Annotated in this window: 15 protein-coding genes; 5 read left to right on the top strand and 10 right to left on the bottom strand. The window is 70.4% G+C overall.

Annotated elements, in window-relative coordinates; translation table 11 throughout:
- Positions 1-67 precede the first annotated feature (67 nt).
- On the top strand, positions 68-1,750 hold the full coding sequence (ettA, locus tag ACZK39_RS07780) for an energy-dependent translational throttle protein EttA (protein ID WP_463612977.1): 1,683 nt from the start codon (positions 68-70) through the stop codon (positions 1,748-1,750).
- Between the two features lie 59 nt (positions 1,751-1,809).
- Here ettA and ACZK39_RS07785 read toward each other — a convergent pair whose 3' ends face one another.
- The 4 genes from ACZK39_RS07785 to ACZK39_RS07800 form a co-directional block, all read right to left on the bottom strand.
- Complete coding sequence (locus ACZK39_RS07785; RefSeq protein ID WP_463612978.1) at positions 1,810-2,706, bottom strand: hypothetical protein; 897 nt, start codon at positions 2,704-2,706, stop codon at positions 1,810-1,812.
- Positions 2,699-3,190: an RNA polymerase sigma factor gene (locus ACZK39_RS07790; protein WP_459054735.1), complete on the bottom strand. Its 492-nt coding sequence runs from the start codon at positions 3,188-3,190 to the stop codon at positions 2,699-2,701. Before ACZK39_RS07790 ends, ACZK39_RS07785 begins: the two co-directional genes overlap by 8 nt.
- 95 nt (positions 3,191-3,285) lie before the next feature.
- Positions 3,286-6,066 (bottom strand): FAD-binding and (Fe-S)-binding domain-containing protein, encoded by a 2,781-nt coding sequence (locus ACZK39_RS07795; protein WP_463612979.1) that lies wholly within the window; start codon positions 6,064-6,066, stop codon positions 3,286-3,288.
- Positions 6,067-6,071: 5 nt separating this feature from the next.
- Entirely contained in the window at positions 6,072-6,527 is a 456-nt protein-coding gene (locus ACZK39_RS07800) for a MarR family winged helix-turn-helix transcriptional regulator (protein ID WP_182783617.1), read from the bottom strand.
- A 126-nt stretch (positions 6,528-6,653) separates the two neighbouring features.
- Between ACZK39_RS07800 and ACZK39_RS07805 the strand changes: the two genes are divergently transcribed.
- From ACZK39_RS07805 to ACZK39_RS07820, 4 genes are all read left to right on the top strand, one after another.
- On the top strand, positions 6,654-8,489 hold the full coding sequence (locus ACZK39_RS07805; protein WP_370585774.1) for an AMP-dependent synthetase/ligase: 1,836 nt from the start codon (positions 6,654-6,656) through the stop codon (positions 8,487-8,489).
- Positions 8,490-9,338 (top strand): acyl-CoA thioesterase, encoded by an 849-nt coding sequence (locus ACZK39_RS07810; RefSeq protein WP_463612980.1) that lies wholly within the window; start codon positions 8,490-8,492, stop codon positions 9,336-9,338.
- 115 nt (positions 9,339-9,453) lie between these two features.
- Entirely contained in the window at positions 9,454-10,962 is a 1,509-nt protein-coding gene (gene araA / locus ACZK39_RS07815; RefSeq protein ID WP_463612981.1) for an L-arabinose isomerase, read from the top strand.
- A complete protein-coding gene (locus ACZK39_RS07820; RefSeq protein WP_463612982.1) occupies positions 10,925-11,977 on the top strand; it encodes a LacI family DNA-binding transcriptional regulator in 1,053 nt (350 codons plus the stop codon). The genes araA and ACZK39_RS07820 overlap by 38 nt, the downstream gene beginning before the upstream one ends.
- Positions 11,978-11,981: 4 nt before the next feature.
- On the opposite strand, the gene ACZK39_RS07825 is transcribed toward ACZK39_RS07820, so the two are convergent.
- The 6 genes from ACZK39_RS07825 to ACZK39_RS07850 all read right to left on the bottom strand — a co-directional run bounded on the left by ACZK39_RS07825 (position 11,982) and on the right by ACZK39_RS07850 (position 23,062).
- Positions 11,982-13,397: a glycoside hydrolase family 43 protein gene (locus ACZK39_RS07825; protein WP_463612983.1), complete on the bottom strand. Its 1,416-nt coding sequence runs from the start codon at positions 13,395-13,397 to the stop codon at positions 11,982-11,984.
- Position 13,398: 1 nt separating this feature from the next.
- Positions 13,399-14,925 (bottom strand): alpha-N-arabinofuranosidase, encoded by a 1,527-nt coding sequence (locus ACZK39_RS07830; protein ID WP_463612984.1) that lies wholly within the window; start codon positions 14,923-14,925, stop codon positions 13,399-13,401.
- Positions 14,926-14,937: 12 nt separating this feature from the next.
- Positions 14,938-16,431, bottom strand: a complete 1,494-nt coding sequence (gene arfA / locus ACZK39_RS07835; protein ID WP_182783627.1) for an arabinosylfuranosidase ArfA — start codon at positions 16,429-16,431, stop codon at positions 14,938-14,940.
- A gap of 135 nt (positions 16,432-16,566) precedes the next feature.
- Positions 16,567-17,586, bottom strand: coding sequence for a LacI family DNA-binding transcriptional regulator (locus ACZK39_RS07840; RefSeq protein WP_220489179.1), 1,020 nt, complete (start codon positions 17,584-17,586; stop codon positions 16,567-16,569).
- A gap of 72 nt (positions 17,587-17,658) precedes the next feature.
- Positions 17,659-18,504 carry a DNA-formamidopyrimidine glycosylase family protein gene (locus ACZK39_RS07845; RefSeq protein ID WP_463612985.1) on the bottom strand — a complete coding sequence of 282 codons (846 nt, stop codon included), beginning with the start codon at positions 18,502-18,504 and terminating at the stop codon, positions 17,659-17,661.
- Positions 18,497-23,062 (bottom strand): ATP-dependent helicase, encoded by a 4,566-nt coding sequence (locus ACZK39_RS07850; RefSeq protein ID WP_463612986.1) that lies wholly within the window; start codon positions 23,060-23,062, stop codon positions 18,497-18,499. The genes ACZK39_RS07845 and ACZK39_RS07850 overlap by 8 nt, the downstream gene beginning before the upstream one ends.
- Between the last annotated feature and the right edge of the window lie 759 nt (positions 23,063-23,821).

Genomic DNA, 23,821 nt, shown 5'->3' on the forward strand with positions numbered 1-23,821 from the left:
ACCGCCGAATCGGGTCTCCCGGGGATTGCTGGCATACTGGCCTGCGGTCAATTCGAAAGGCTCTCAAGTGGCTGAGTTCATCTACACCATGCACAACGTGCGCAAAGCGGTGGGCGACAAGGTCATCCTTGACAACGTCACCCTCTCCTTCTACCCCGGCGCGAAGATCGGCATCGTCGGCCCCAACGGCGCCGGCAAGTCCACCATGCTCAAGCTGATGGCCGGCATGGACCGCCCCAACAACGGGGACGCGCAGCTGCAGAAGGGGGCCTCCGTCGGCATCCTGCTCCAGGAGCCGCCGCTCACCGAGGGCAAGACGGTCCAGGAGAACGTGGAGGAGGCCGTCGCCGAGATCAAGGCGAAGATGGCCCGCTTCGAGGCGATCGGCCACGAGATGGCCGAGCCGGACGCTGACTTCGACGCCCTGCTCGCCGAGATGGGGGACCTGCAGACCTACCTCGACGCGCACGAGGCCTGGGACGTCGACGCCCGCCTGGACCAGGCGATGGACGCTCTGCAGTGCCCGCCCGCGGATGCCATCGTGGACGTGCTCTCCGGCGGCGAGCGCCGCCGGGTGGCGCTGTGCAAGCTGCTCCTGCAGCAGCCGGACCTCCTGCTCCTCGACGAGCCCACCAACCACCTGGACGCCGAGTCCGTGAACTGGCTGGAGGGCCACCTCAAGGCCTACCCGGGCGCCGTCCTGGCCGTCACGCACGACCGGTACTTCCTCGACAACGTGGCCCAGTGGATCTGCGAGGTGGACCGCGGCAAGCTCCACCCCTACGAGGGCAACTACTCCACCTACCTCGACACCAAGCGCCAGCGCCTCCAGATCGAGGGCAAGAAGGACGCCAAGCGCGCCAAGATCCTGGAGAAGGAACTCGAGTGGGTGCGCTCCTCGCCCAAGGCCCGCCAGGCCAAGAGTAAGGCCCGCCTCCAGCGCTACGAGGAGATGGCGGCCGAGGCGGAGCGCGACCGCAAGCTGGACACCGGCGAGATCAACATCCCGCCCGGCCCGCGCCTGGGATCGATCGTGCTCGAGGTCAAGAAGCTCACCAAGGGCTTCGGTGACCGGGTGCTGATCAAGGACCTGTCCTTCACGCTGCCGCGCGCCGGCATCGTGGGCATCATCGGCCCCAACGGCGTGGGCAAGACCACCCTGTTCAAGACCATCACTGGCCAGGAGGAGCCGGATTCCGGCGTCGTGAAGATCGGCGAGACGGTCTCCTTCAGCTACGTTGACCAGAATCGCTCCGGCCTCAACCCGCAGGACAACGTCTGGCAGGTGGTCTCGGACGGGCTGGACTTCATCAAGGTGGCCAACTTCGAGGTGCCCTCGCGCGCCTACGTGGCCTCGTTCGGCTTCAAGGGCCCTGACCAGCAGAAGAAGGCCGGCATCCTGTCCGGCGGTGAGCGCAACCGCCTCAACCTGGCGTTGACCCTCAAGCAGGGTGGCAACGTGCTGCTGCTCGACGAGCCCACCAACGACCTGGACGTGGAGACCCTCTCCAGCCTGGAGGACGCCCTGCTGGACTTCCCCGGCTGCGCCGTCGTGATCTCCCACGACCGGTGGTTCCTGGACCGCGTCGCCACCCACATGCTCGCCTGGGAGGGCGAGGACGAGGACGGCACCCCGCGCTGGTTCTGGTTCGAGGGCAACTTCGCCGACTACGAGGTCAACAAGCTGGAGCGCCTCGGCCCGGAGGCGGCCCGCCCGCACCGCTCGACCCACCGTCGCCTCACCCGCTGACCCCGCACACGCAGGCGCTCCCCGGTCGACGGACCAGGGAGCGCTTTGCGTGTGTGAGGCTACTTGACGAGGAGCTCGAGCACCTCCGGCATCGACTTGGCGAAGGAGCACTGGCCCGCGTCGTCACCTGCCAGGACCGAGCAGTTGTTGTCCATGCCCTCGAAGGTGCTGACCAGCCAGACCACGCGTTCGCCGGCCTGCATGACCAGCGTGTCGTTGAAGACGCCCACGTCCTCGCCCTCGTTGACGGCCATGCCGTAGAAGTACGCCGCGCGGGTGGGTTCCACGTCGACGGTCGAACCGTCGAACGGCAGCCTGGTGTCCTCGGCGGAGCTGACCCGGTCCCACCCGGCCGCCGTCATGGTGGCTTCGCACTCGACGGCGGAGGTGTGGATCTGGTCGTAGCCGTCGGAGGCGGCTGCCTCGTCGGCGTAGCCCAGCACGATCGCGTAGGTGGGCAGCTCGCCCTCGATCCCGAACGAGCGGACCAGGGTGGTGGTGGGAGCGCCCCACTCGCCGCGGTCGCACAGGCCCTTGGCGGAATCGCCCATGGCCTCGCTCTCGGACAGCACCCCCACCATCGACCACTCGTAGGGATAGATCAGCTCGACGGTGGGCACGTTCGCCCACGCCGGCGGCACCGGAGGGGCCGGGGCGGTGGGGGAGGGAGCAACCGTCGGCTCTGGTGGGGTGCTCGGGTCCGGCGAGGCCGTGGGGCTCGCGGTCGGCGACGGCGAGGCGGCCCAGTCGGGGCTTCCCGTTCCGCGGAGGAACGGTGTGGCGGCCCAAACGCCGGCGCCGAGAGCGGCGGCGACTCCGACGGCTGCCACGGACAGGCCGACGCGACGGGTGGTGCGCCGGCGGTCTCCGAGGCGACGGACTTCATGAGCGGGGAGCATGGGGGCCTCCTGAGCGTGGGCCGCGAGGTCGTCCAGTTGGGGGATGTGTTCAGGCATGACGGACCTCCAAGTCGGTGTTGAGTAGGCGGGCGAGTGTCTGCCGCCCGCGGGCGAGCCTGGCCTTGACGGTGCCGGTGGGGGAACCCACCTCCTGGGCGATCTCGTTGACGCTCAGATCGCACAGGTGGTAGAGCACGATCGCTCGGCGTTGGGCATCTGGCAGTTGTTCGAGGGCGCGGTTGATGGCGACCCGGTCCGGTGTGGGCTCGACGGTGCGCTCCGGCTCGAGTGCCCGGTCGGGTTGGCGGAGAGCGCGGCGCGCCTTGCGCCAGCGGCTGACGGCCAGGCGGTAGGCCGTGGTGCGGACCCAGGCGTCGGGGCTGCGGAGCACGTCGAGTTGGCTGCGATGGTCCCACGCCCGGATGAACGCCTCCTGGACGCAGTCCTGGGCCTCGGCCAGGTTGCCGCACATTGCATAGACCTGGCCCACGAGCTTGGAATACGAGTTCGCGTAGAACCGGTCGAATTGGGCTTCGTCCACGTCCCTCCCCCTCCTTTGTGGCGTTGTGACTGATGTGTCCTGTCTACGCCCGGGGGGAGGGTGCCGGTTGCATTTCAGTTTCCGGCGCGCCGCGATCAGTGTGTGGCGAGCAGCTCCGCCAGCGACATCGAGGACCGTCCCGCCAGCGACGTCAGCTGCGTCTGGCAGCTGAACCCGTCGGCCAGCACGATCGCGTCCGGGTGCGCCTCGACGGCAGGGCCGAGATCGTGCTCGAACACAGCCACGCTCACCTCGTGGTGCCCGCGCTCCACGCCGAAGTTGCCGGCCAGCCCGCAGCAGCCGCCCACCGCGACCAGGGTGGCTCCGGTGGACTCGATGAGCGCCTTGTCGTGTCCCCAACCGATGACCGAGGCGTGGTGGCAGTGCGGCTGCGCGACGATGGTGTGACCCGTGAGGTCCGGCGCGCGGAAGTCGGCGTCGGTGGCCAGGAACTCCGCCAGAGTCAGCACTGTGCCGTCGAGCGCGGCGACGTCGGCGTTGTCCGGGAGAAGCTCGGGGGCATCGCTGCGCCAGACCGCGGTGCAGGAGGGCTCGACTCCGACGATCGGCACCCCGTCTCGCACGTACGGGGCCAGGACGGCCGCGGCGTTGGTCAGCTGACGGCGGGCGCCGTCGAGCTGACCGGTGGAGATCCAGGTCAGGCCGCAGCAGGCGTTCTCGTTCAGGACCTCGGGCTCGTAGCCGAGCCGCACCAGCACCTGGACCATGGCGGCGAACGAGGTGGACTCGAAGCAGTCCGAGAACGAGTCCACCCAGACGAGGACGCGACCCTTGCTGCCGAAGGGCACCGCGGGCATCCGGCTCCGGGCGCTGCGGTTGGCGAAGCGGGGAATGTCGCGGCGGGCGTCCACGCCGGCCCCCCATCGCAGCAGCCGCCCGAGCCCGGGGGTCTTGCCCACCACGTTGATCAGCGAGCCCAGCCCGGGGATGGCGGTGATGAGCCGACCCCAGCGGGGGAGCCAGCCCAGCGCGTAGTGGTTGCGGGGGCGGAGCCTGCCCTTGTACCGCTCGTGGGTGACGCGGGCCTTGTAGGCGGCCATGTCGATGCCGGTGGGGCAGTCGCGTGCACAGCCCTTGCAGGAGAGGCACAGGTCCAGCGCGGCGTGCACCTCGGGGGAGCGCCAGCCCTGGGTGATCAGCGAACCGTTGACCATCTCCTGGAGCGCCCGCGCCCGGCCACGCGTGGAGTCCTTCTCGTTGCGGGTGGCCTGGAAGCTCGGGCACATCACCCCGCCTGCGCCCGTGGTGTCCGCCAGGCACTTGCCCACCCCGCTGCACTGGTGGACCTGCTCGACGAACTCAGGCTCCGACAGTGACAACGGTGACCGGCTGGCGGCCACCATCCTGAGATCGGCCTCCACGGGGGCGGGGTCGACGAGCACCCCGGGGTTGAGCAGGTTCCTCGGATCGAAGATCTGCTTGACGCCCGAGAACAGCTCCAGCGCTTTGGGCGAGTACATGTGCGGCAGCAGGGCCGAGCGTGCCCGTCCGTCGCCGTGCTCGCCGGACATCGAGCCCCCGAAGCCCGCCACCAGCGCGGCCGCCTCCTCGACGAAGGCGCGGTACCGCGCGGCGCCGTCGGGTTCGGTGAGGGGGAAGTCGATCCGGCAGTGCACGCAGCCGTCGCCGAAGTGGCCGTAGGGGAGGCCGTGCAGGCCGTACCTGGCCAGGAGGTCGTCGAACGCGCGCAGGTAGTGGCCGAGCTGGGCGGGCGGGACCGCCGCGTCCTCCCAGCCCCCGTAGGCGGGCTTGGCCAGGCTGACGCCCGCGAGGCCGGCGCCATCTGCGCGGATCTTCCACAGCTGGGAGGCCAGGGCCGGATCGTCGACCACCCAGCCCTCGCCGGCCTTCGCGGCGGCCGCCAGCGCCTCAGCCCTGGCGCGGACCTCGGCGGCGTCGTCGCCGACCACCTCGAGGAACATCCAGCCGTCACCGGCGGGCAGTGGCGGGACGGCGGCGGCGCCCGACTTGGCGACCACCACGTCCACGATGCGCCGGTCCAGGCCCTCGCACGCGGAGGGCTTGAAGCGCAGCAGGTTGGCGATGTCGTCTCCCGCGTCGGCCATCGTCGGGTAGCCGAGCGCCACCATGAGCCGCTCAGGGGCGTCGGCTACAAGGCGAACGGTCGCGCGGACGATCACGCCGAGCGTGCCCTCGGTGCCGGCGAAGAACTTCGCCACGTCGAACTTCCGCTCCGGCAGCAGGTGCTCGAGCGAGTAGCCGGAGACCTGGCGGGTGAACCGGCCGAACTCGGTGCGGATGACCCCGAGGTTGGCCGCCACCAGCGAGCGCAGCTCGGGCACGTCGTCGGCGCCGAGGGTCAGCAGCTCGCCGTTCCCGGTGATGATGTCCAAGCTGACCACGTTGTCCGCCATCCGGCCGTAGCCGAGCGCGCGGGGGCCGCAGGCGTTGTTGCCGATCATGCCGCCGACGGTGCACCGGTTCGAGGTGGAAGGATCCGGGCCCAGCCTCAGGCCGAACGGCCGGGCGGCGATCTGCAGTTGCTCCTGTACCACGCCGGGATCGATCACGGCGGTGCGGGTGTGCGGGTCGATGGAGTGGATCCGATTGAGATGCCGGGAGGTGTCGATGACCAGGCCAGGGCCGACGGCGTTGCCGGCGCAGGAGGTGCCCGCGCCGCGGGCGGTGATCGGGGTGCCGGTGTCCAGGGCTGCGCGCACCAGCGAGATCAGCTCTTCGGTGGTGCGGGGATGGGCCACCGCCTGCGGGGCCACCCGGTACAGCGAGGAGTCGCTGGAGTACAGAGCGCGGGTGAGCGTGGAGGTGTCGACGATCCCCGCGAGGTCCCCGAGGCGGTCGAGCAGCTGAGCGTGGGGCGCGGAGGTGGTGGTCACCCGCCCTAGTCTGCCACCGCCAACACCGCCGACATCGCGCGCCCGAGCGCAACATAGTCCTCCGGGGACATGGCGTCGACGAACACGCGCCGCACCGAATCCACATGGGCAGGCGCGGCCTTCTTCAACAGATCGAACCCAGTCTGGGTCATGGTGGCCTGGACCCCGCGACCGTCGGAGGCGCACGACGTCCGCTTGACGAAGCCCGCCTGCTCCATCCGCTTGACGGTGTGCGTGAGGCGCGACCTCGAGTGCCCGACCGAGGCGGCCAGCTCCCCCATCCGGATGGTATGGTCCGGGGACTCGGACAGGCGCACGAGCAGCTCGTATTCGGCGAGGCTCAGCCCGAAGTCGCGCAGGGCCTCCTCCAGGTATTCCTCGATGTGGGTCTTGGCCAGGAGATAGCTCCGCCAGACGCGTTGCTGGCTCTCGCTGAGCCACCCGTTCACTGGTTCGGACATTCCGTCAGTCTAGCAGGTTGTTAAGCTTTCAAGTATCCCTGCCGATACTTCGCCCACGGCTCAAACCCCTACCCGCTCAATGCCACCCCCGATAGTCTTGGCTGAAAGTGAGAAGGGACTGCCACCGTGGGTATTCGTGAAGACATCTTGGAGAAGGCGGCCGACAGCGTCGGCCACATGTTCCGGCGGCGCGTTGAGGCGACGCCCAACAAGCTCGCCTTCATGTATCCCGAGGCGGCGGCCGACATGCCGGCCGGGTGGACGAAGCTGACCTGGCAGGAGACCAACGACGTCGTGGAACGTCTGGCTGCCGGACTGCTCGCACGCGGTCTGCAGTACGAGCAGCGCGTCGCGATCTGCTCCAACACGCGCATCGAGTGGATCTTCATGGATCTCGCGATCGCGCTCGCCGCCGGGGCCACCACCACGGTATACCCGAACACGCAGGCCGGGGACCTCCACTTCATCGTCAAGGACTCCGACTCGGTGATCTTCGTGGCGGAGAACGCCGAGCAGGTGGCCAAGCTCACCGACACGCCCGAGTTCGATGCGCAGGTGCACACCATCGTCGTGTTCGACACCACAGGCCTGACCCTTGACGACCGGATCATCTCCTTCGAGCACCTGCGCGAATCCGGCGAGCGCTACCTGGCCGAGCATCCCGAGGCCGTCGACGAGGCGGTCTCCTCCACCCACCGGGAGTCGCTGTCCACCCTGATCTACACCTCCGGCACCACGGGCCGACCCAAGGGCGTCCGGCTCAACCACATGTCCTGGGTCTACGAGGGCGCGGCCACCAAGTACCTGGACATCATCGGCCCGGACGAGCTGCAGTACCTGTGGCTGCCGCTCAGCCACGTCTTCGGCAAGGCGTTGATCGCCGTTCAGCTCGACTACGGCTTCGCCTCCGCCGTCGACGGGCGCATCGACAAGATCGTCGAGAACCTCGGCATCGTGAAGCCTTCGTTCATGTGCGGCGCGCCCCGCATCTTCGAGAAGGTCCGTGCCGCCGTCATGACGGGGTCCACCGGGCTCAAGGGCAGGATCGCCCGCTGGGCCTTCCACGTGGGCTACCAGTCCATCGACGACCGCCTCGCGGGCCGCCCGCTGACGGGGGCCCTGGCGCTGCAGTACAAGGTCGCGGACAAGCTTGTCTTCTCCAAGCTCAAGGAGAAGCTGGGCGGCAACATCAAGTTCATGATCTCCGGCGCGGCCAAGCTCTCGCCGCAGGTGCAGCAGTGGTTCTACGGTGCGGGCATCCTCATCGTGGAGGGCTACGGCGCCACCGAGACCAGCGCCATCGCCGGCGTCGACCTCCCGCGTGACCCGCACTTCGGCACCGTCGGCCCCATCCTGCCCGGCATCGAGCGGAAGCTGGCGGACGACGGCGAGCTGCTGCTGCGCGGCCCCATCATCACACCCGGGTACCACAACCTTCCCGAGGAGACGGCTGAGGCGCTCGACGCCGACGGCTGGTACCACACCGGCGACATCGCCGAGATCACGCCGACCGGCCACGTCAAGATCACGGACCGCAAGAAGGACCTCTTCAAGACCTCCGGTGGAAAGTTCGTGGCCCCGCAGAAGGTGGAGAGCGCCATCCAGGCCAACATCCCTTACGTGGCGCAGTCGATCGCCATCGGCGACGGCCGCAAATACGTCTCCGCCCTGGTGGTGCTGGACCCGGTGATGCTGCAGAAGTGGGCGGACAACCACGGGCACGGCGGGCTCAGCTACGCCGAGCTCAGCCGGCGTCCCGAGATCCGGGCCTCGATCGAGCGTTGGATGGAGCGCGTCAACGCCAAGCTCGAGCGGTGGGAGACGGTCAAGCAGTTCGCCATCCTGGACCACGAGCTGACGGTGGACAACGAGGGCGTCACGCCCAACATGAAGATCCGTCGCTCCATCGTCACGGAGAAGTACTCGGACCTGGTCAACTCCCTGTACCCGCAGGAAGGCTGAGTGTTCGAGGTCCGCTGCCCCCTGCGCTGGTCAGATCTGGACGCGCAGGGGCACGTGAACAACGCCATCGTGGTGGATTACCTGCAGGAGGCCCGCGTGGCGTTCCTCCGCAGCGGCCCGGCCTCCGACCTCCTGGACGCCGGGGTGGTCGTGGTCGGCCACGAGGTGGAGTATCGGCGGGCCATCGACTATTCGGACGACGGCGTGGACGTCCGGCTCGGCGTGGCGGAGCTCGGCGCGGCGCGGATCGCGCTGTCCTATGAGCTGCGCCAGGCGGGCGAGCTCGCCGTCGTCGCCCGGACGCTGCTGTGTCCCTTCGATTTCGAGGCGCAGGCGCCCACGCGGATCCTCCCGGAGTACCGGGAGTTCCTTCAGGCCCATCGCGTGGAGGCCGAGCCGCTCAGGGCGCTGGCGGCGCCGTCGCTCGAGGGTCGCGGGACGAAGGTGCCGTTGCCCGTGCGCTGGACGGACCTGGACTCCTACGGCCACATCAACAACGCCAAGGTGTTCGACTACCTGCAGCAGGCGCGGATCTCTGCGACGACGGCGTGGGATCCGGACATGGCCCGCGCCGGCTCGGCGGGGAGTCGGCATCTGTGGCTGGTGGCTCGCCAGGACGTGGACTACGTGGCCCAGATGGACCACCGGATGGAGCCCTACGAGGTCCGAATCGCACCGGTGGCGCTGGGGTCGTCGTCGATCACCCTGGCTGCCGAGATTCTCGATTCGGAGGACGGGACCCTCTTTGTGCGGGGCCGTACCATCCTGGTCTGCGCGGACCTCGACGGTCGCAAGACCCCCCTCGACGAGACCACGAGACAGCGCCTCGAGGGGCATCTCGTCACCTGAGCTCACCGGCTGGACACGGCCGCCGGACGGGCGTAGATTGTGAACGTTCACATCGGCAGTGTTGTGCCATCGACGGTGACAACGGCCGGAAGCGAAGATCCCTCAAGGAGAACCCATGGAAAGCCCCTTCGCCGGCAAGGAAATCTGGTTCCTCACCGGCTCCCAGGACCTCTACGGCCTCGAGACCCTGGAGCAGGTCACGGCCCAGTCGCAGGATGTCGTGGCCCTGCTCGACGCCGCCGAGATCATCCCGGTGTCCATCGTCCACCGCCCCACCTTGAAGGACCGCGACGCCATCCGCGCCGAGATGCTGGCCGCCAACGCTGATCCCTCCTGCATCGGCGTGATCACCTGGATGCACACCTTCTCGCCGGCCAAGATGTGGATCCTCGGCCTGGCCGCCCTCGACAAGCCGATGCTGCACCTGCACACGCAGGCGTCCATGGGTCTGCCTTGGGACACCATCGACATGGACTACATGAACCTCAACCAGTCCGCGCACGGCGACCGCGAGTTCGCCTACATCGCCTCCAGGCTCGGCAAGGCGCGCCGCACCGTCGTCGGGCACGCGTCCACCGAACCGGTGCAGGCGAAGATCGGCACCTGGGCGCGCGCGGCCGCAGGCTGGGCCTCGCTCCACAACACCAAGCTGGCCCGCTTCGGCGACAACATGCGCAACGTGGCCGTCACCGAGGGCGACAAGACCGAGGCCGAGCTGCGGCTCGGGGTCTCCGTCAACACCTGGGGCGTCAACGACCTGGTCGCGGCCGTCAACGCCGTCGCCGATGAGGCCATCGACGCCCTCGTGGCCGAGTATGAGGAGCTCTACGACGTCGTGCCCGAGCTCCGCAAGGGTGGCGAGCGGCACGAGGCTCTGCGCTACGGCGCGCGCCAGGAGCTGGGGATGCTCAGCTTCCTGGAGGAAGGCAAGTTCGGCGCCTTCACCACCAACTTCGAGGACCTCGGCGGGCTCAAGCAGCTCCCCGGGCTCGCCGTGCAGCGCCTGATGGCCGCGGGCTACGGCTTCGGCGCCGAGGGCGACTGGAAGACGGCCATCCTCGTGCGGCTGGCCAAGGTCATGGGCTACGGCCTCCCCGGCGGCGCGTCGCTGATGGAGGACTACTGTTACGAGATGACCCCCGGTAAGGAGAAGATCCTCGGTGCCCACATGCTCGAGGTCTGTCCGTCGTTGACCACGGCCAAGCCCAAGCTGGAGATTCACCCGTTGGGCATCGGCGGCCGCGAAGACCCCGTGCGCCTCGTCTTCGACGCGGACCAGGGCCCGGCCCTCGTCGTGGCCATGGCGGACATGCGCGAGCGCTTCCGCCTCACCATGAACATGGTCACCAACGTGGCGCCCGACGCCCCGCTGCCCAACCTGCCCGTGGCGCGCGCCGTCTGGGAGCCGGCCCCGGACTTCGCCACCTCGGCCGAGTGCTGGCTGATCTCCGGCGCCGCGCACCACACGGCCATGTCCACCGCCACCACCCGTGAGATGTGGGAGGACTTCGCCGAGATCGCAGGCATGGAGCTGGCGATCATCGACGAGCACACCACCGCCCGCGGCTTCGCGCAGGAGCGCCGCCTTGAGCAGGTCTACCACCGGCTCACCCAGGGCATCTGAGCCCGCCCGCGGGGGTCGCGCCGCCGGCCGGCCCCCCGGGATGATGGCCGTGGCCCGTCTGGCGGGCGTGTCCCACCAGACGGTGTCGCGGGTCATCAACTCGCCGGACACCGTGCGCCCCGAGACGCGCGAGCGCGTCGAGGAGGCCATCCGGGAGCTCGGATACGTCCGCAATCTGGCCGCCCGCTCGCTGATCACGCAGCAGACCGCGCTGCTCGGAGTCGTCTGGACGGGCTCGGGCTACGTCGGCCCGTCGAGCACGGTGGCAGGCATCGAGGTCGCGGCCAGGGCCGCCGGCTACGCGACGCTGGTGGCCGCCCTCGAGAACCCTGACGACGACGAGGTGGCTCAGGTCTTCAAGGGCTTTCGGGATCGCGGTGTGGAGGGCATCGCCATCGTGGCCCCGCACGACCGGATGGCCAGGCTGGCCCGCGAGTGCAGCATCGGGATCCCCACCGTGCTCGTCGCCGATACCGACCCCACCGACGGCTGTCAGGTCGTCACCGTCGATCAGCGGCTGGGCGGCCATCTGGCGACGGCGCATCTCATCGAGCGCGGATGCCGGCGAATCGCACACATCTCCGGCCCCCTCGACTGGTTCGACGCGCGCGCCCGGGTCGCGGGCTGGCGCGACGCCCTCGTCGAGGCCGGGTTGCCCGTGCCCGCGGTGATCGTGGGGGACTGGTCCGCCGAGTCCGGGTACGCCGCGGCGCGGCAGATGCTGGCGGAGGCAGACCTTCCCGACGCGGTGTTCTGCGGCAACGACGCCACAGCCCTCGGCCTGATGGCCGGCCTTCGGGACGCCGGCGTCGAGGTGCCCGGGCAGGTCAGCGTCTTGGGCTACGACGACTCGATCGGCGCCGCGTTCTTCGCCCCGCCGCTGACCACCGTCGCGCAGCCGTTCACAGAGCTGGGCGGCGCATGCCTGGAGGTCCTCGTGGCCGCCATCACGGGCGACGCCCCGGCGCTCACGCAGTTGGCTCCCCAGCTGCGTGAACGCCGGAGCGTTCGATGACTCCCTAGCCCTGCGGCACAGCCCAGAGCGCGGTGGACCCGGGGCTGACGCCACTGAGCGTGGTCACCCATGTCTGGGCAGTCTCATCCCACTGACGGAAGGTCTCGGCCGAGACCTCCTCCCCGTCGAGGGTGAGGAGCACGCGGTCCCCGTCAGCCGTCCACGTGCCCGGGCGGTCGCCATTGATGCTGCCGTCGTCCAGCAGCGTGATGGAACCCGCCTCGCCCATGGAACGGTCGATGGTGCGCGGGCCGTGGTCCACCAGTGCATAGGTGCCGGGGATGTCCTCGGCGGTGGGCTCCCGGTCCGGGGCCCCCGCCCAGCGCAGCGGCGAGATGACGGGCCAGCCGTCCTCGTCGATGGCCACCTCGTGCACGCGCACCTGATGAGCCTCCCCGCGGCCCGGGAAGCGCGCGTGGAACGCGATGAGTGAGCGTCCGCTCTCCTCGTCGACGAACGGCGAGCTGCCACCGGGGGAGACGTATCCGAGGGCGGGCAGCGTGTCGGTGGCCGGTGCCAGCACGTGGTTCCCCATCAGCTTGACCGCGGACTCCGCGATGGTCACGTCGTCGAACAGCGGGAGGGTGGGATCCGACTTCACCTCTGCCATGTCCACACCCTCGGCGTCCAGGTAGGGCCCGTCGGGGCTGGTGGAGCGCGCCACTCGGATGTTGTAGCCACCCGCCGCGTCCAGGCCGCCGTAGGTGACGAAGAGGTAGTAGTACCCGGTCTCCGCGTCGTAGCTGACGGCCGGCCCCTCGATCCGGGAGTGGTTGCCGCCCCAGAGGTGCTTCCCGTAACCCTGATCGGGCAGCGGGAAGCCGGTGGCCGGGTCCAGCTCCAGGATGAACAGGCCGCCGGAGAAGCTGCCGTAGACCATCCAGAGCCTGCCCTCGGCGTCGTAGAACACGTCCGGGTCGATGACGTTGGGGTGGACCCGGGCGTCGAACGGGGTGCCGTCCTCGCTCTCGCCGCTCATGCCGGACTTGAGGATGAGGCCGAGGTCCTCGTAGGGCCCGGTGACCTCGTCGGCCACCGCGATCCCCATGGCCGACAGCGGGGAGTCGCCGCGGCAGGCGTCGTAGTAGAGGTAGAAGCGGCCGTCTGCCAGCTGGATGATGTCCGGCGCCCAGAGCGAGTCGGTCTCGGCCCATTCGAGGGCCTCCGACAGCTCCTGCGTGACGTCCTCGAACAGGGGGTTGTCCGCGTTGACGCCCTCGGCGATCTGCGTCCAGTCCATCAGGTCCGGGCTGGAGGCCGCCTGCAGGTGGGATCCGATGAGGTAGTGGGTGCCGTCGACCTCGATGTGGTCCGGGTCATGCACGGTGGCGTCGGCGAACTCGGGTGCGGCACCCTCCGCCTGACATCCCGTCAGGCCGAGGGCGACGGCGAACGCGAGCGCCGCGAGACGGGTCCGCACGTCAGCCCAGCGCCAGGGTCAGGGTGATGAAGCTGTGTGGGGGTAGCTCGATGTCGAGGTGGCCGTCGGTGGGGGTGGTGGTGGGGAGGTCAACGGGGGCGACGGTGTTGGGGGCTTGGGCGGTGTTGTGGTCTGTGATGGTTGGGGCGGTGAGGATGCGTCCTGTGATGTTGGTGACGGTGCGGCCGCGGAGGTCGAGGTGCACTGTGCGGGGCTGGTCGAGGTCGAGGTTGGACAGGGAGATGAGTGCTTGTCCGTCCTTCACGCTGGCCGAGCCGCTGATCAGGGGCAGGGTGGTGTCGCCGACCTGCCGCGTGGGCACCGGCTCCCCGATCCACGCCACTGCCAGGCTGTCGGCGTCGTGGTGGCCTTTGTTCATGTCGAAGACGTGGTAGGTGGGGGTGGTGATGAGGGTGTCGCCGTCGGTGAGGAGGACGGCTTGGAGGACGTTGACGGTTTGGGCGATGTTGGCCATCGCCAACCGGTCGGCGTGGCGGTGGAAGGAGTCGAAGTGGACGGAGGCGACGAGGGCGTCGCGCATGGTGTTTTGTTGGTAGAGGAAGCCGGGGTTGGTGTCGGGTTCGACGGCGAACCAGGTGCCCCATTCGTCGAGGACCAGGCCGATGCGCTTGGAGGGGTCGTAGACGTCCATCACGTTGCCGTGGCGGGTCAGCAGTTCTTCGATGCGCCAGGCGGCGGCCATCGTCTGGTAGTAGGTGGCGTCGTCGAAGTCGGTGGCTGACTTTTTGTCTTCGAAGGTGGAGGGCATTGTGTAGTAGTGCAGGGAGATGGCGTCGAAGAAGTGGCGGGGGTTGCAGCCGCAGCCGAGGTCTCCGAGGGTTTTCATGAGGGTTTCGGTCCAGTGGTAGTCGTCGATGTTGGCGCCGCCGGCGATCTTGTAGAGGGTGTTGCCGTCGTGCTCGCGGCAGTAGGTCGAGTACTGGCGGGCGAGGTCGGCGTAGTACTCGGCGCGCATGTTGCCGCCACAGCCCCAGGACTCGTTCCCGATCCCGAAGAACTTGACCTTCCAGGGTTCGTCGCGGCCGTTGGCGCGGCGTAGTTCGGACATGGGGGCGGCGCCGGAGCGGGTGAGGTATTCGATCCAGTCGGCCATTTCGCGGACGGTGCCGGAGCCGACGTTGCCGCAGATGTAGGGCTCGGTGCCGAGCTGGTCCACCAGGTCCATGAATTCGTGGGTGCCGAAGGAGTTGTCTTCGACGACGTTGCCCCAGTGGGTGTTGACCACCGAGGGTCGGTCCTCACGGGGGCCGACGCCGTCGTGCCAGTGGTATTCGTCGGCGAAGCAGCCGCCGGGCCAGCGAAGGTTGGGGATGTTGATGGCCTTCAATGCTTCGACGACGTCGGTGCGCATCCCGCGCACGTTCGGGATGGGGGAGTGTTCGCCGACGAACAGGCCGCCGTAGATGCAGGCCCCGAGGTGCTCGGCAAAGTGGCCGTAGACGTGCCGGGAAATGGTGGGGCCCGGCACGTCGAGATTGACGACAGCGGTGATGGGCGTTTTCGTCACGGGTGGCTCCTCTCAGCGGGCCAGGCGGACCATGGCCCACGAGGTGGGGGGCAGGTCGAGGGTGAGGGTGGTGCCGGTGAGGGCGGCGGTCTCGAGGGCGCGCGGGGCGACGGTGGTGTCGTCCTCGGGGCTGGCCTGCCAGAGCGGGTCGCTGTGGTGCAGCGCCACCGCCTCGGTGAGCGTGAGCCCCTCGGGCACCTCGCAGGAGATGGCGATGGTGTCGGTCTCGTGTCGGTTGACGAGGAACAGCGCGCCGTCTGTGTCGGTCCAGGTCGCGACGGCGTCGACGGCCTGCACGTCGCCGAACTGCTCGCTGTGGATGGTGGGGCCGTCGATGATGACGCGCAACACGTCGCCCTGGGCGAACTTCGAGGTGAGCGCGAAGGGGTGGAAGATGGTCTGCTTCCAGACCGGTCCCTCCGGCTCGGCCATGATCGGGGCGATGACGTTGACGAGCTGGGCCTGGCTGGCGGACCACACACGGTCCGTGTGACGCAGGAGTGAGATCAGCAGGTTGCCCACCACGACGGCGTCGGCGACGCTGTAGTTGTCCTCGAGCAGCCGAGGGGCCACCGGCCAGTCGTCGCCGGTGGGGGGCTTCGACGGAGTGCGGTCCTGGTACCAGACGTTCCATTCGTCGAAGGAGATGCCGATCACCTTCTCGCTCTTGCGGGCGGTGGCGACGGCGTCCGCGGTCGCCGCGACGGAGGCGATGAACCGGTCCATGTCCTCGGCGCTGACGAGGAACTCCTGAAGGTTGCCCTGCTCCCAGTAGTAGGCGTGGGCGGAGACCATGTCGACGTAGTCGTAGGCCTCGGTCAGCACGGTGCGTTCCCATTCGCCGAACGTGGGCATCGAGCGGCCGGACGAGCCACAGGCCACCAGTTCGAGGCCCGGGTCGATCATGCGCATGGCGCGGGCCGTCTCAGTGGCGAGGCGCCCGTACTCCTCGGCGGTCTTGTGGCCGATCTGCCAGGGGCCGTCCATCTCGTTGCCGAGGCACCACATCTTCACGCGGTAGGGATCCTCGGCGCCGTTGGCCCGGCGCTGGTCGGCGAAGTGCGAACCGCCGGGCACGTTGCAGTACTCCAGGAGGTCCAGCGCCTCCTGCACGCCGCGGGTGCCGAGGTTGACCGCCATCATCGGCTCGATGCCGGCCTTCGCGGCCCAGGTCATGAACTCGTCGGTGCCGAAGGTGTTGGGGTCCGTGGAGTGCCAGGCCAGGTCCAGGCGTGCGGGGCGCTCGTCGACGGGGCCGACGCCGTCCTCCCAGCGGTACCCGGAGACGAAGTTCCCACCGGGATAGCGGACGCTGGAGACGCCGAGTTCCTTCACCACGTCGAGTACGTCGGTGCGGAAGCCGTCCTCGTCAGCGGAGGGGTGGCCGGGTTCGTAGATGCCGGTGTAGACGCAGCGGCCCAGGTGCTCCACGAAGGAGCCGAAGGTCCGGCGGCGGACAGGCCCCACGGTGAAGGCGGGGTTGATGACGAGTCGGGCAATTGACATGGCTGGACGGGCTCCTTCGCCGGTCGAGATTTCATCGATGTAACCGATCATGTCACGGCCCGGCGGCGAGGTCAAGAGGCATGGCTGCCCCCACCGTCGCCATCGATGAACGACGACGCCGTGTAGGGTGGGTGGTCAGCGCGACGAGTCGCGCAGGACGAGCTCGTAGTCTGCGTAGATCCGCTGAATCGGACTGCGTTGGTCCAGCGGGGCATGCGCTTCGGTGATGCGCTTCTGCAGCAGTTCCACGGCCGTCCGGGCGATCTGGGTCCGCCCGGGGGCCACCGAGCTGAGGGTGGGGCGAGTGTAGGCGGCGTCTTCGATGTCATCGAAGCCGATCACGGCCACGTCTCCCGGCACGTCGATCCGATGCGAGCTCAAGCTGTGCAGCACACCCATGGCCATCGCGTCGTTGAGGGCGAACACGGCGTCGAACGGTTCACCGGAGGCGATGAGGGCCTCCATAGCCTGTGCGCCAGTGTTGCGATGCCACAGCTCCGCGGGGCACAGGAGCCTCTCGTCGACGGGGACGCCCGCCTCCGCCATCGCCGCCCGGAAACCCTGCTCGCGGAGGGGGCCTGAGCCCACCTTCTCGCCCGGGTGGGTGCCCACGACGGCGATCCGCCGCCGCCCGCTCTGGAGCAGGTGCTGAGTGGCGGCCTTGGCGGCCTCCACGTTGCTCATCGTGATGTGGTCGTTGGTGGACCCGAACACCCGCTCGCCCAGCAGGACCATCGGAAAGTCCACCTGGAACAGGTGGATGTCGTCCTGGCCGAGCGCCAGGGGGGAGAAGATCAGGCCGTCGGTCATGAACCTGCGTTGGCCGTGCAGGACGTCGATCTCGCGGTCGCGGTCGCTGTTGGTCTGCTCGATGAGCACCCGCAGGCCCACCTTCTCCGCCTCGACGATGACCGAATCGGCCAGCTCCGCGAAGTAGGGCAGCTTCAACTCGGGAAGTGCCAGCCCGACGAGCCCCGTGCTGCCCTTGCGCAGGTTGCGCGCGGTGATGTTGAGCTCGTAGCCAAGCTTGTCGATGGCGGCCTGTACGCGGGCCTTTGTTGCGGCCGCCACGTGCGGGTGGTGATTGACCACGTTGGACACCGTCTTGGCGGAGACGCCCGCCAGTTTGGCGACGTCCTGCATGGTGGCTGCCACCCGTGACTCCTCTCGGTGAAATCCTCTGTGTCGATCCTCCCACATTCATCGTTGAAATGGCAGGTGGGGTGGTCACATCCCGGCGGCCCCGAGCAACGGCTGACAGGTGGGGCACCACCAGATGACCCTCTCCTGACCGGCCCGCGGATCAGCGACGGAGGTGGCCCCTCCCAGGGTGCCGCCGAGGATCGCCGCGCCACACCGTCGGCAGGGCCGGCCCTTCCGTCCGAAGACGAAGCTTGTCTGCCCCGGCCGGTGGTCGCCGGTGAAGGTCCGCACGGGGCTGGTGAGGTTGCCGTGCATGACGCGTCCCGCCAGGTTCGCGACGGCCGAGGCGTCCGTCGCGCCCACCGGCGTGGCGGGGTGCACGCCCAGGAGGAAGCACAGCTCAGCGCGGTACTCGTTGCCCACCCCGGCCAGGACCCGCTGATCCAGGAGCGCCTCGCCCACGGTGCGCTCCGGGTGGGCCGCCAAGCGGCGCACGGCCTCGTCGCGGCCGGTGGGTGCCCAGCGGCCGGTGGTCAGCCAGTCCTCTGCCAGCGGATCCGGGCCGAGATGCCCCATCCGCGCCTGGAACTCGCCCGCGGGCCACAGCTCCACCAGGCCGAGCGAATGTCCGACCAGCTCGATGCCGCCGCTCACCCGCAGCACCACCCGGGCGGTGTGCGCGGGCAACCCCCATCGGGTGCCCGCCGGGTGGATGCGCCAGGTGCCGTCCATGCGCAGGTGGGTGTGCAGGATGCGTTCGTCGCAGCGCCAGAAGAGGTGTTTGCCGTGCGGCCACACCCGGGTGATCGTCGATCCGGTGAGGGTGGCGGTGGCCAGCGGTGGGACCCTGAACTGGCTGTCCTCGATGGTGCGTCCGACGAGGGGCTGGAGCCGCTCGGAGTGCCTCCAGACGGAATCGCCCTCAGGCACGCCCGGCCTCCAGCGTGAGGCCTTTCGGGGAGATCCGCCCGCCGGCGGCGCGCATGGCGGGCTCCAGCCCCGAGGCGCCCACGCGCTCGCCGTCGATCTCCTCGATCCGAAGCCTCTCCATCCGCCCCTCAGTGATGGCCTGCAGGAGCGCGCGGGTGACCAGGGCCGCCCGGTCCTCGCGCGAGGCGGGGTCGCCGAAGAGCGTGAGCGTCCGCCCGCCGCGGGTCAGGTGCGCCAGGCACAGGCCGTCGGCCAGGACCACGAGCGCGCCGGCTGCCCGGGCCACCCTGGCGCTGGGGTGCTCGGGCCACGGGAGGATGCTGCCGTAGGGATTGGCCGGATCGAGGGCGGCCAGCACCACCGGCGCCGGGTGCCCGGTGCCCGAGGGCCACTGGCCGGCGTCGGGCGAGTCCGCGAAGCTGCGCACCTGCTCGATGACCTCGCGGGTGGAGAACTGGGCGCCGCCCAGCCCCTCCACCACGTAGCCGCGCATCACCGTGCCGGCCGTCTCCAACTCGGCGAGGAGGCGGTAGGCCGCCGCGAAGCCACCGGGGGTGCCGTCGGCGGTGACCCCGCCCCGGGTCACCACACCGTGCCGCTCCAACCAGGCCGACGCCACGGCGATGGCCGCCTCGGGGGCGGCCAGGAGGGGATCGCGCACGCGGTACCAGCGGCCGGCGGCCGACGGCGGGGTGAGCGTGCCGCCGCCCATGAGCAGGGCGCGCGACGGACGCGGCAGCCGCGCCCGACGGCGGGGGGAGGGCCGTGACGCGCGATGGGCCGCCCTGGAACTCCCGCCGATCCGGGCGCGGACGGGCGACATGGACGCGGGCGCGATGGCTCCCTCCTCCGCGGCGCGCCAGAGGGCGTCGGCCAGCTCCGCGGTCGAGCCCCCGAGCGCGAGGTGGAGGGCGGGGAAGGTGCCGTCGCCGTCGGCCAAGGCGGCCGCGACCGCCAGCGACTCCGCAGACGGGGCGCCGTCGTGGGGGCCGAGCAGGTCCAGGTCCGTGGCAGGCACGAGCGCGATGAGCGGGTCCTGGGGGCCGGCGGAGCCGCGCACCCGGATTACCACCTCGGACTCTGCCAGCAGGGCGTCGAGGTGGGCGGGGGAGTATCCCGCGACCCGTGCGGGGAGCACCTGGGTCTCCCAGGCGCTGGCCGGCAGGACGGCGCCGGCCAGGCGTTGCAGCGCCTGGAGCACCTCGTCCGGGCTCGACGGGGGGCGGTCGGTCAGCTGATGGGTGCCGGCCAGGAAGCGGGCGTAGGCGCTCTGCGACACGGGCTGCAGCTCCCGCCTGGCCGCGGCCAGGCTGCGGCCGCGCAGCCGGCGCAGGACCTCGGTATCCACGTACTCCGGTTCGAGGACGCCCGGCGTGAAGCGGCCGGTGGTGAGGCGGCGGGCCGCGGCCTCGCGATCCAGCACCAGCGCCACCGTGGCGGGTCCCAGACCGAACGCGGCCGCGGCGTCGTGGGCGGTGAACGGGCCGTGGGTCCGGGCGAAGCGGGCCACGAGCTGGGTGAGGGGGTCGCGGCCCTCGGTGGGCGGCACGCTGTGGCCGTGTGGCACGGGGATGCCCAGCGCGTCGCGCAGCAGCCCCAGGTCCGAGGGGGCCACCAGGTGCGGCGCGCCGGCGAGCCGGACCACGGCCACGCGGCCGCCCAGCGAGGCCAGGGCGTCGTCGAGATCCGGGACCGTGGTGCGGCGCGCAAGATCGGTCAGCGGGATGGGCCCCAGGAGGCGGGGGAGTTCGGCCAGGTCATCCGGCGTCGCGGCCCGGCGCTGCGGCGCGGTGTGCTGGAGCTCGGCCACCACCTGCTCCACGATGTCAGGGTCCAGCAGCTCCCGCAGATCCAGCGTGCCGAGCGCCGCCGCCAGCAACTCCGGGTCCATCGAGAGCATCGCGGCGCGCCGCTCGGCCAGCGGGGCGTCGCCGTCGTACATGAAGGCGCCGGTGTAGCGGAACAGGAGTGTCGCGGCGAAGGGGCTGGGCTGCTCCGTCGCCACCTCCACCAGCCTGACGCCCCCGGAGCGGAGGCCGCGCATGAGGTCCACCAGGCCGGGCAGGTCGTAGACGTCCTGGGTGACCTCACGGACGGTCTCGATGATGATGGGGAACCGGGGATGGTGGCGCGCCACCTCCAGCAGGTGCGCGGCCCGTTGGCGCTGCTGCCAGAGGGGCGCCCGCCGCCCGGGCGTGCGCCGGGGCAGCAACAGCGCCCGCGCCGCGCACTCCCGGAACCGCCCGGCGAACAACGCGGTGCCGCCGACCTGGGACGTGACGATCCCGGTCACGTCGTCGGGATCCACCACCAGGAGCTCGGGCAGCCGGTCCACCGCATCGCAATCCGGCAGCCGCAGCACCACGCCGTCGTCCGAGACCACGGGCTGTACCTCCACGCCAGCCGCCCGCGACAGCGACTCGGCCATCACCAGGGCCCAGGCGCCCAGCAGGCGCCGGCCGAGGGGGGAGTGCACCACCACGCGCCAATCGCCCAGCTCGTCGCGGAAGCGTTCGATCACGACGGTGGCGTCGTCCGGGAGCGTGCCGGTGGCGGCCCGCTGCTCCGCGACGTACGTGTTGAGGTTGGTCTGGACGTTGGCGTCGAGCTGCGGAGAGTCCAGTCGGGCGGGGTTGCGGGAGATCTCCCTCGTCAGGCGGCCGATCTGGCGCCCCAACTCGGCCGGGCGCCCCTCGTCGTCGCCGCGCCAGAACGGGAGCCGGCCCGTGCGGCCGGGCGCGGGGATCACCCGCACCTGGTCCCGGGTGATCTCCTGGATCTGCCAGGCCGAGGCGCCGAGGGTGAACACGTCGCCCACCCGCGACTCGTAGACCATTTCCTCGTCGAGCTCGCCGACGCGCCGCGACCCCTGCTCATCCGTGGCGAGGAAGACCCCGAACATGCCGCGGTCCGGGATGGTCCCGCCTGAGGTGGCGGCGAGGCGCAGCGCGCCCGGGCGTGGGTAGAGCCGCCCGTCGTCGCCGAGGACGAGCCTGGCCCGCAGCTCGCCGAAGTCTGCCGACGGGTAGGAGCCGGTCAGGAGTTCGACGACCGAATCCAGCAGCGCGCGGTCCAGGCCCGCATAGGGGTGGGCCCGGGTGACGGTCGCGAACCAGGCATCCACCTCGAGACCCGCATCGCCGGCGGCCGCGGCCGCCGCGACCGTCTGCTGAGCCAGCACGTCCAAGGGGTGCCTCGGCACGCGGAGCTCCTCGATCTCGCCGGCCAGCATCCGCTCGGTGGTGACTACGGCTGGGGCGAGGTCGCCGCGGTGCAGCGGATAGACGTCCCCCGTCGAGACCGCCCCCACCACGTGCCCGGCGCGCCCGATGCGTTGCAGCGCGCTGGCCACCGACGGCGGGGCGCCCACCTGGATGACGCGGTCCACCGCGCCCATGTCGATGCCGAGCTCCAGGGAGCTGGTGGCCACCACGCAGCGCAGCTCCCCGGACTTGAGTGCCGCCTCGATCTCGGCGCGGGCCTCCTTGCTCACGGACCCGTGGTGGGCTCGCGCGATGACGGTCGGCGCGCCTCGGACGGTGTCCACCGGTGCCATCACCTGCGCCGGCGGGCGGTCCGGGGGCGGGGGGAGCGTGTCGGGTGCGTGCTCCGCTGCCCACAGCTCGTTGAGCCGGCCGGTGAGGCGTTCGGCCACGCGGCGGGAGTTGGTGAACACCAGCGTGGAGCGGCCCTGCATGACGCTGCGGTACACCTGCTGCTCGATGTGCGGCCACAGCGAGGCGCCCGTCGGCCCGTCGACGGCGAGAGTGTCCGTGCCGGGGCCGCGCAGCAGGGGGTCCACCGGTGCCTCCGCGCCGGGTGGGGGGCCGGGGTCTGTGATGTCCGGCACGGGGAGCCGGACGGAGACGTCCCACTCCTTGTGGGAGGGCGGAGCGACGACGGTGACCGGGCGGTCTCCGCCCAGGAAGGCGGCCACCCGTTCGATGGGGCGGACCGTCGCGGACAGCGCCACCCGCTGCACGTCTTGACCTACGAGGGCGTCCAACCGCTCCAGGCTGAGCGCCAGGTGGCTGCCGCGCTTGGTGCCCGCCACTGCGTGGATCTCGTCGACGATGACCGTCTCCACCCCGGTCAGGGTGGCGCGCGCTGAGCTGGTGAGCATCAGGTACAGCGATTCGGGCGTGGTGATGAGGATGTCCGGGGGGCGGCGCACCAGGGCGGCGCGCTCCCCTGACGTGGTGTCCCCGCTGCGCACGCCCACGGTGACGTCCGCCAGCGGGACGCCGAGGCGTTCGGCCGTGAGCCGGATGCCGGTGAGCGGTGCGCGGAGGTTGCGCTCGATGTCCACGCCCAGCGCCTTGAGCGGCGACACGTAGACGACGGTGGTGCCCGGTGTGCGGGGATGCGCGGCGAGCCGGTCCAGCGCCCACAGGAACGCCGCGAGCGTCTTGCCGGACCCCGTCGGGGCAACGACCAGGGCGTGCTCCCCGCGCGCGATCGTGGCCCAGGCCTCGGCCTGCACCGCCGTCGGAGCCTCGAAGACGCCGTCGAACCACCCGCGCGTGGGCGCGGAGAACAGGTCGAGGGCGTCAGTCATGGCCCCAAGTCTGCCCTCCCGCCGAAGACGTCGCGTGAGCGCCGTCGATCGTCTCCCTCGTCCCCTGAGGAGGTGCGCCGCCGAAGGCGCGGGTGCTGTCTCCCTCGTCCCCTGAGGAGGTGCGCCGCCGAAGGCGCGGGTGCTGTCTCCCTCGTCCCCTGAGGAGGTGCGCCGCCGAAGGCGCGGGTGCTGTCTCCCTCGTCCCCTGAGGAGGTGCGCCGCCGAAGGCGCGGGTGCTGTCTCCCTCGTCCCCTGAGGAGGTGCGCCGCCGAAGGCGCGGGTGCGTCGCCCTCGTCCCCTGAGGAGGTGCGCCGCCGAAGGCGCGGGTGCCGTCTCGAAGGGTTGTTCCCCGACGGTCCCAGCGTCCGGACTCCCATGGCCGGCTTGCGCCGTCTGTGCGGAGATCCGGGATCCGAGGCACGGACGGCCCCTGGTGGTTGGGCCAGTCTTGTCGTCGTGGCGGATGCTGTGCCCAGGCAGGGGAGGGCCGTCCATGCCTCGGCCCCCGGTTCCCCGCTGACTTCTCCAGTGGCGTGGTCGGGTTCGGGAACCGTGGTCGGGGCGGCGCTGCGGTGGGGATTGACGGGGCGGGATGCCAGTTTGGGTGATCCTCGGGTTGGGCACCGCTGCGCAGTGCCGCCCCGACCACCGTTCCCTCAGGAGCCCCCACGCACTGGTGTCGGCCCACTCGCTCCCGCCGCTGGTTGAGCCGGGCCAAGCCGCGAAGCGGCGCAGCCCGCGTCGAAACCGACGCAACCG

The sequence above is a fragment of the Tessaracoccus luoxuelianae genome (assembly GCF_055326245.1).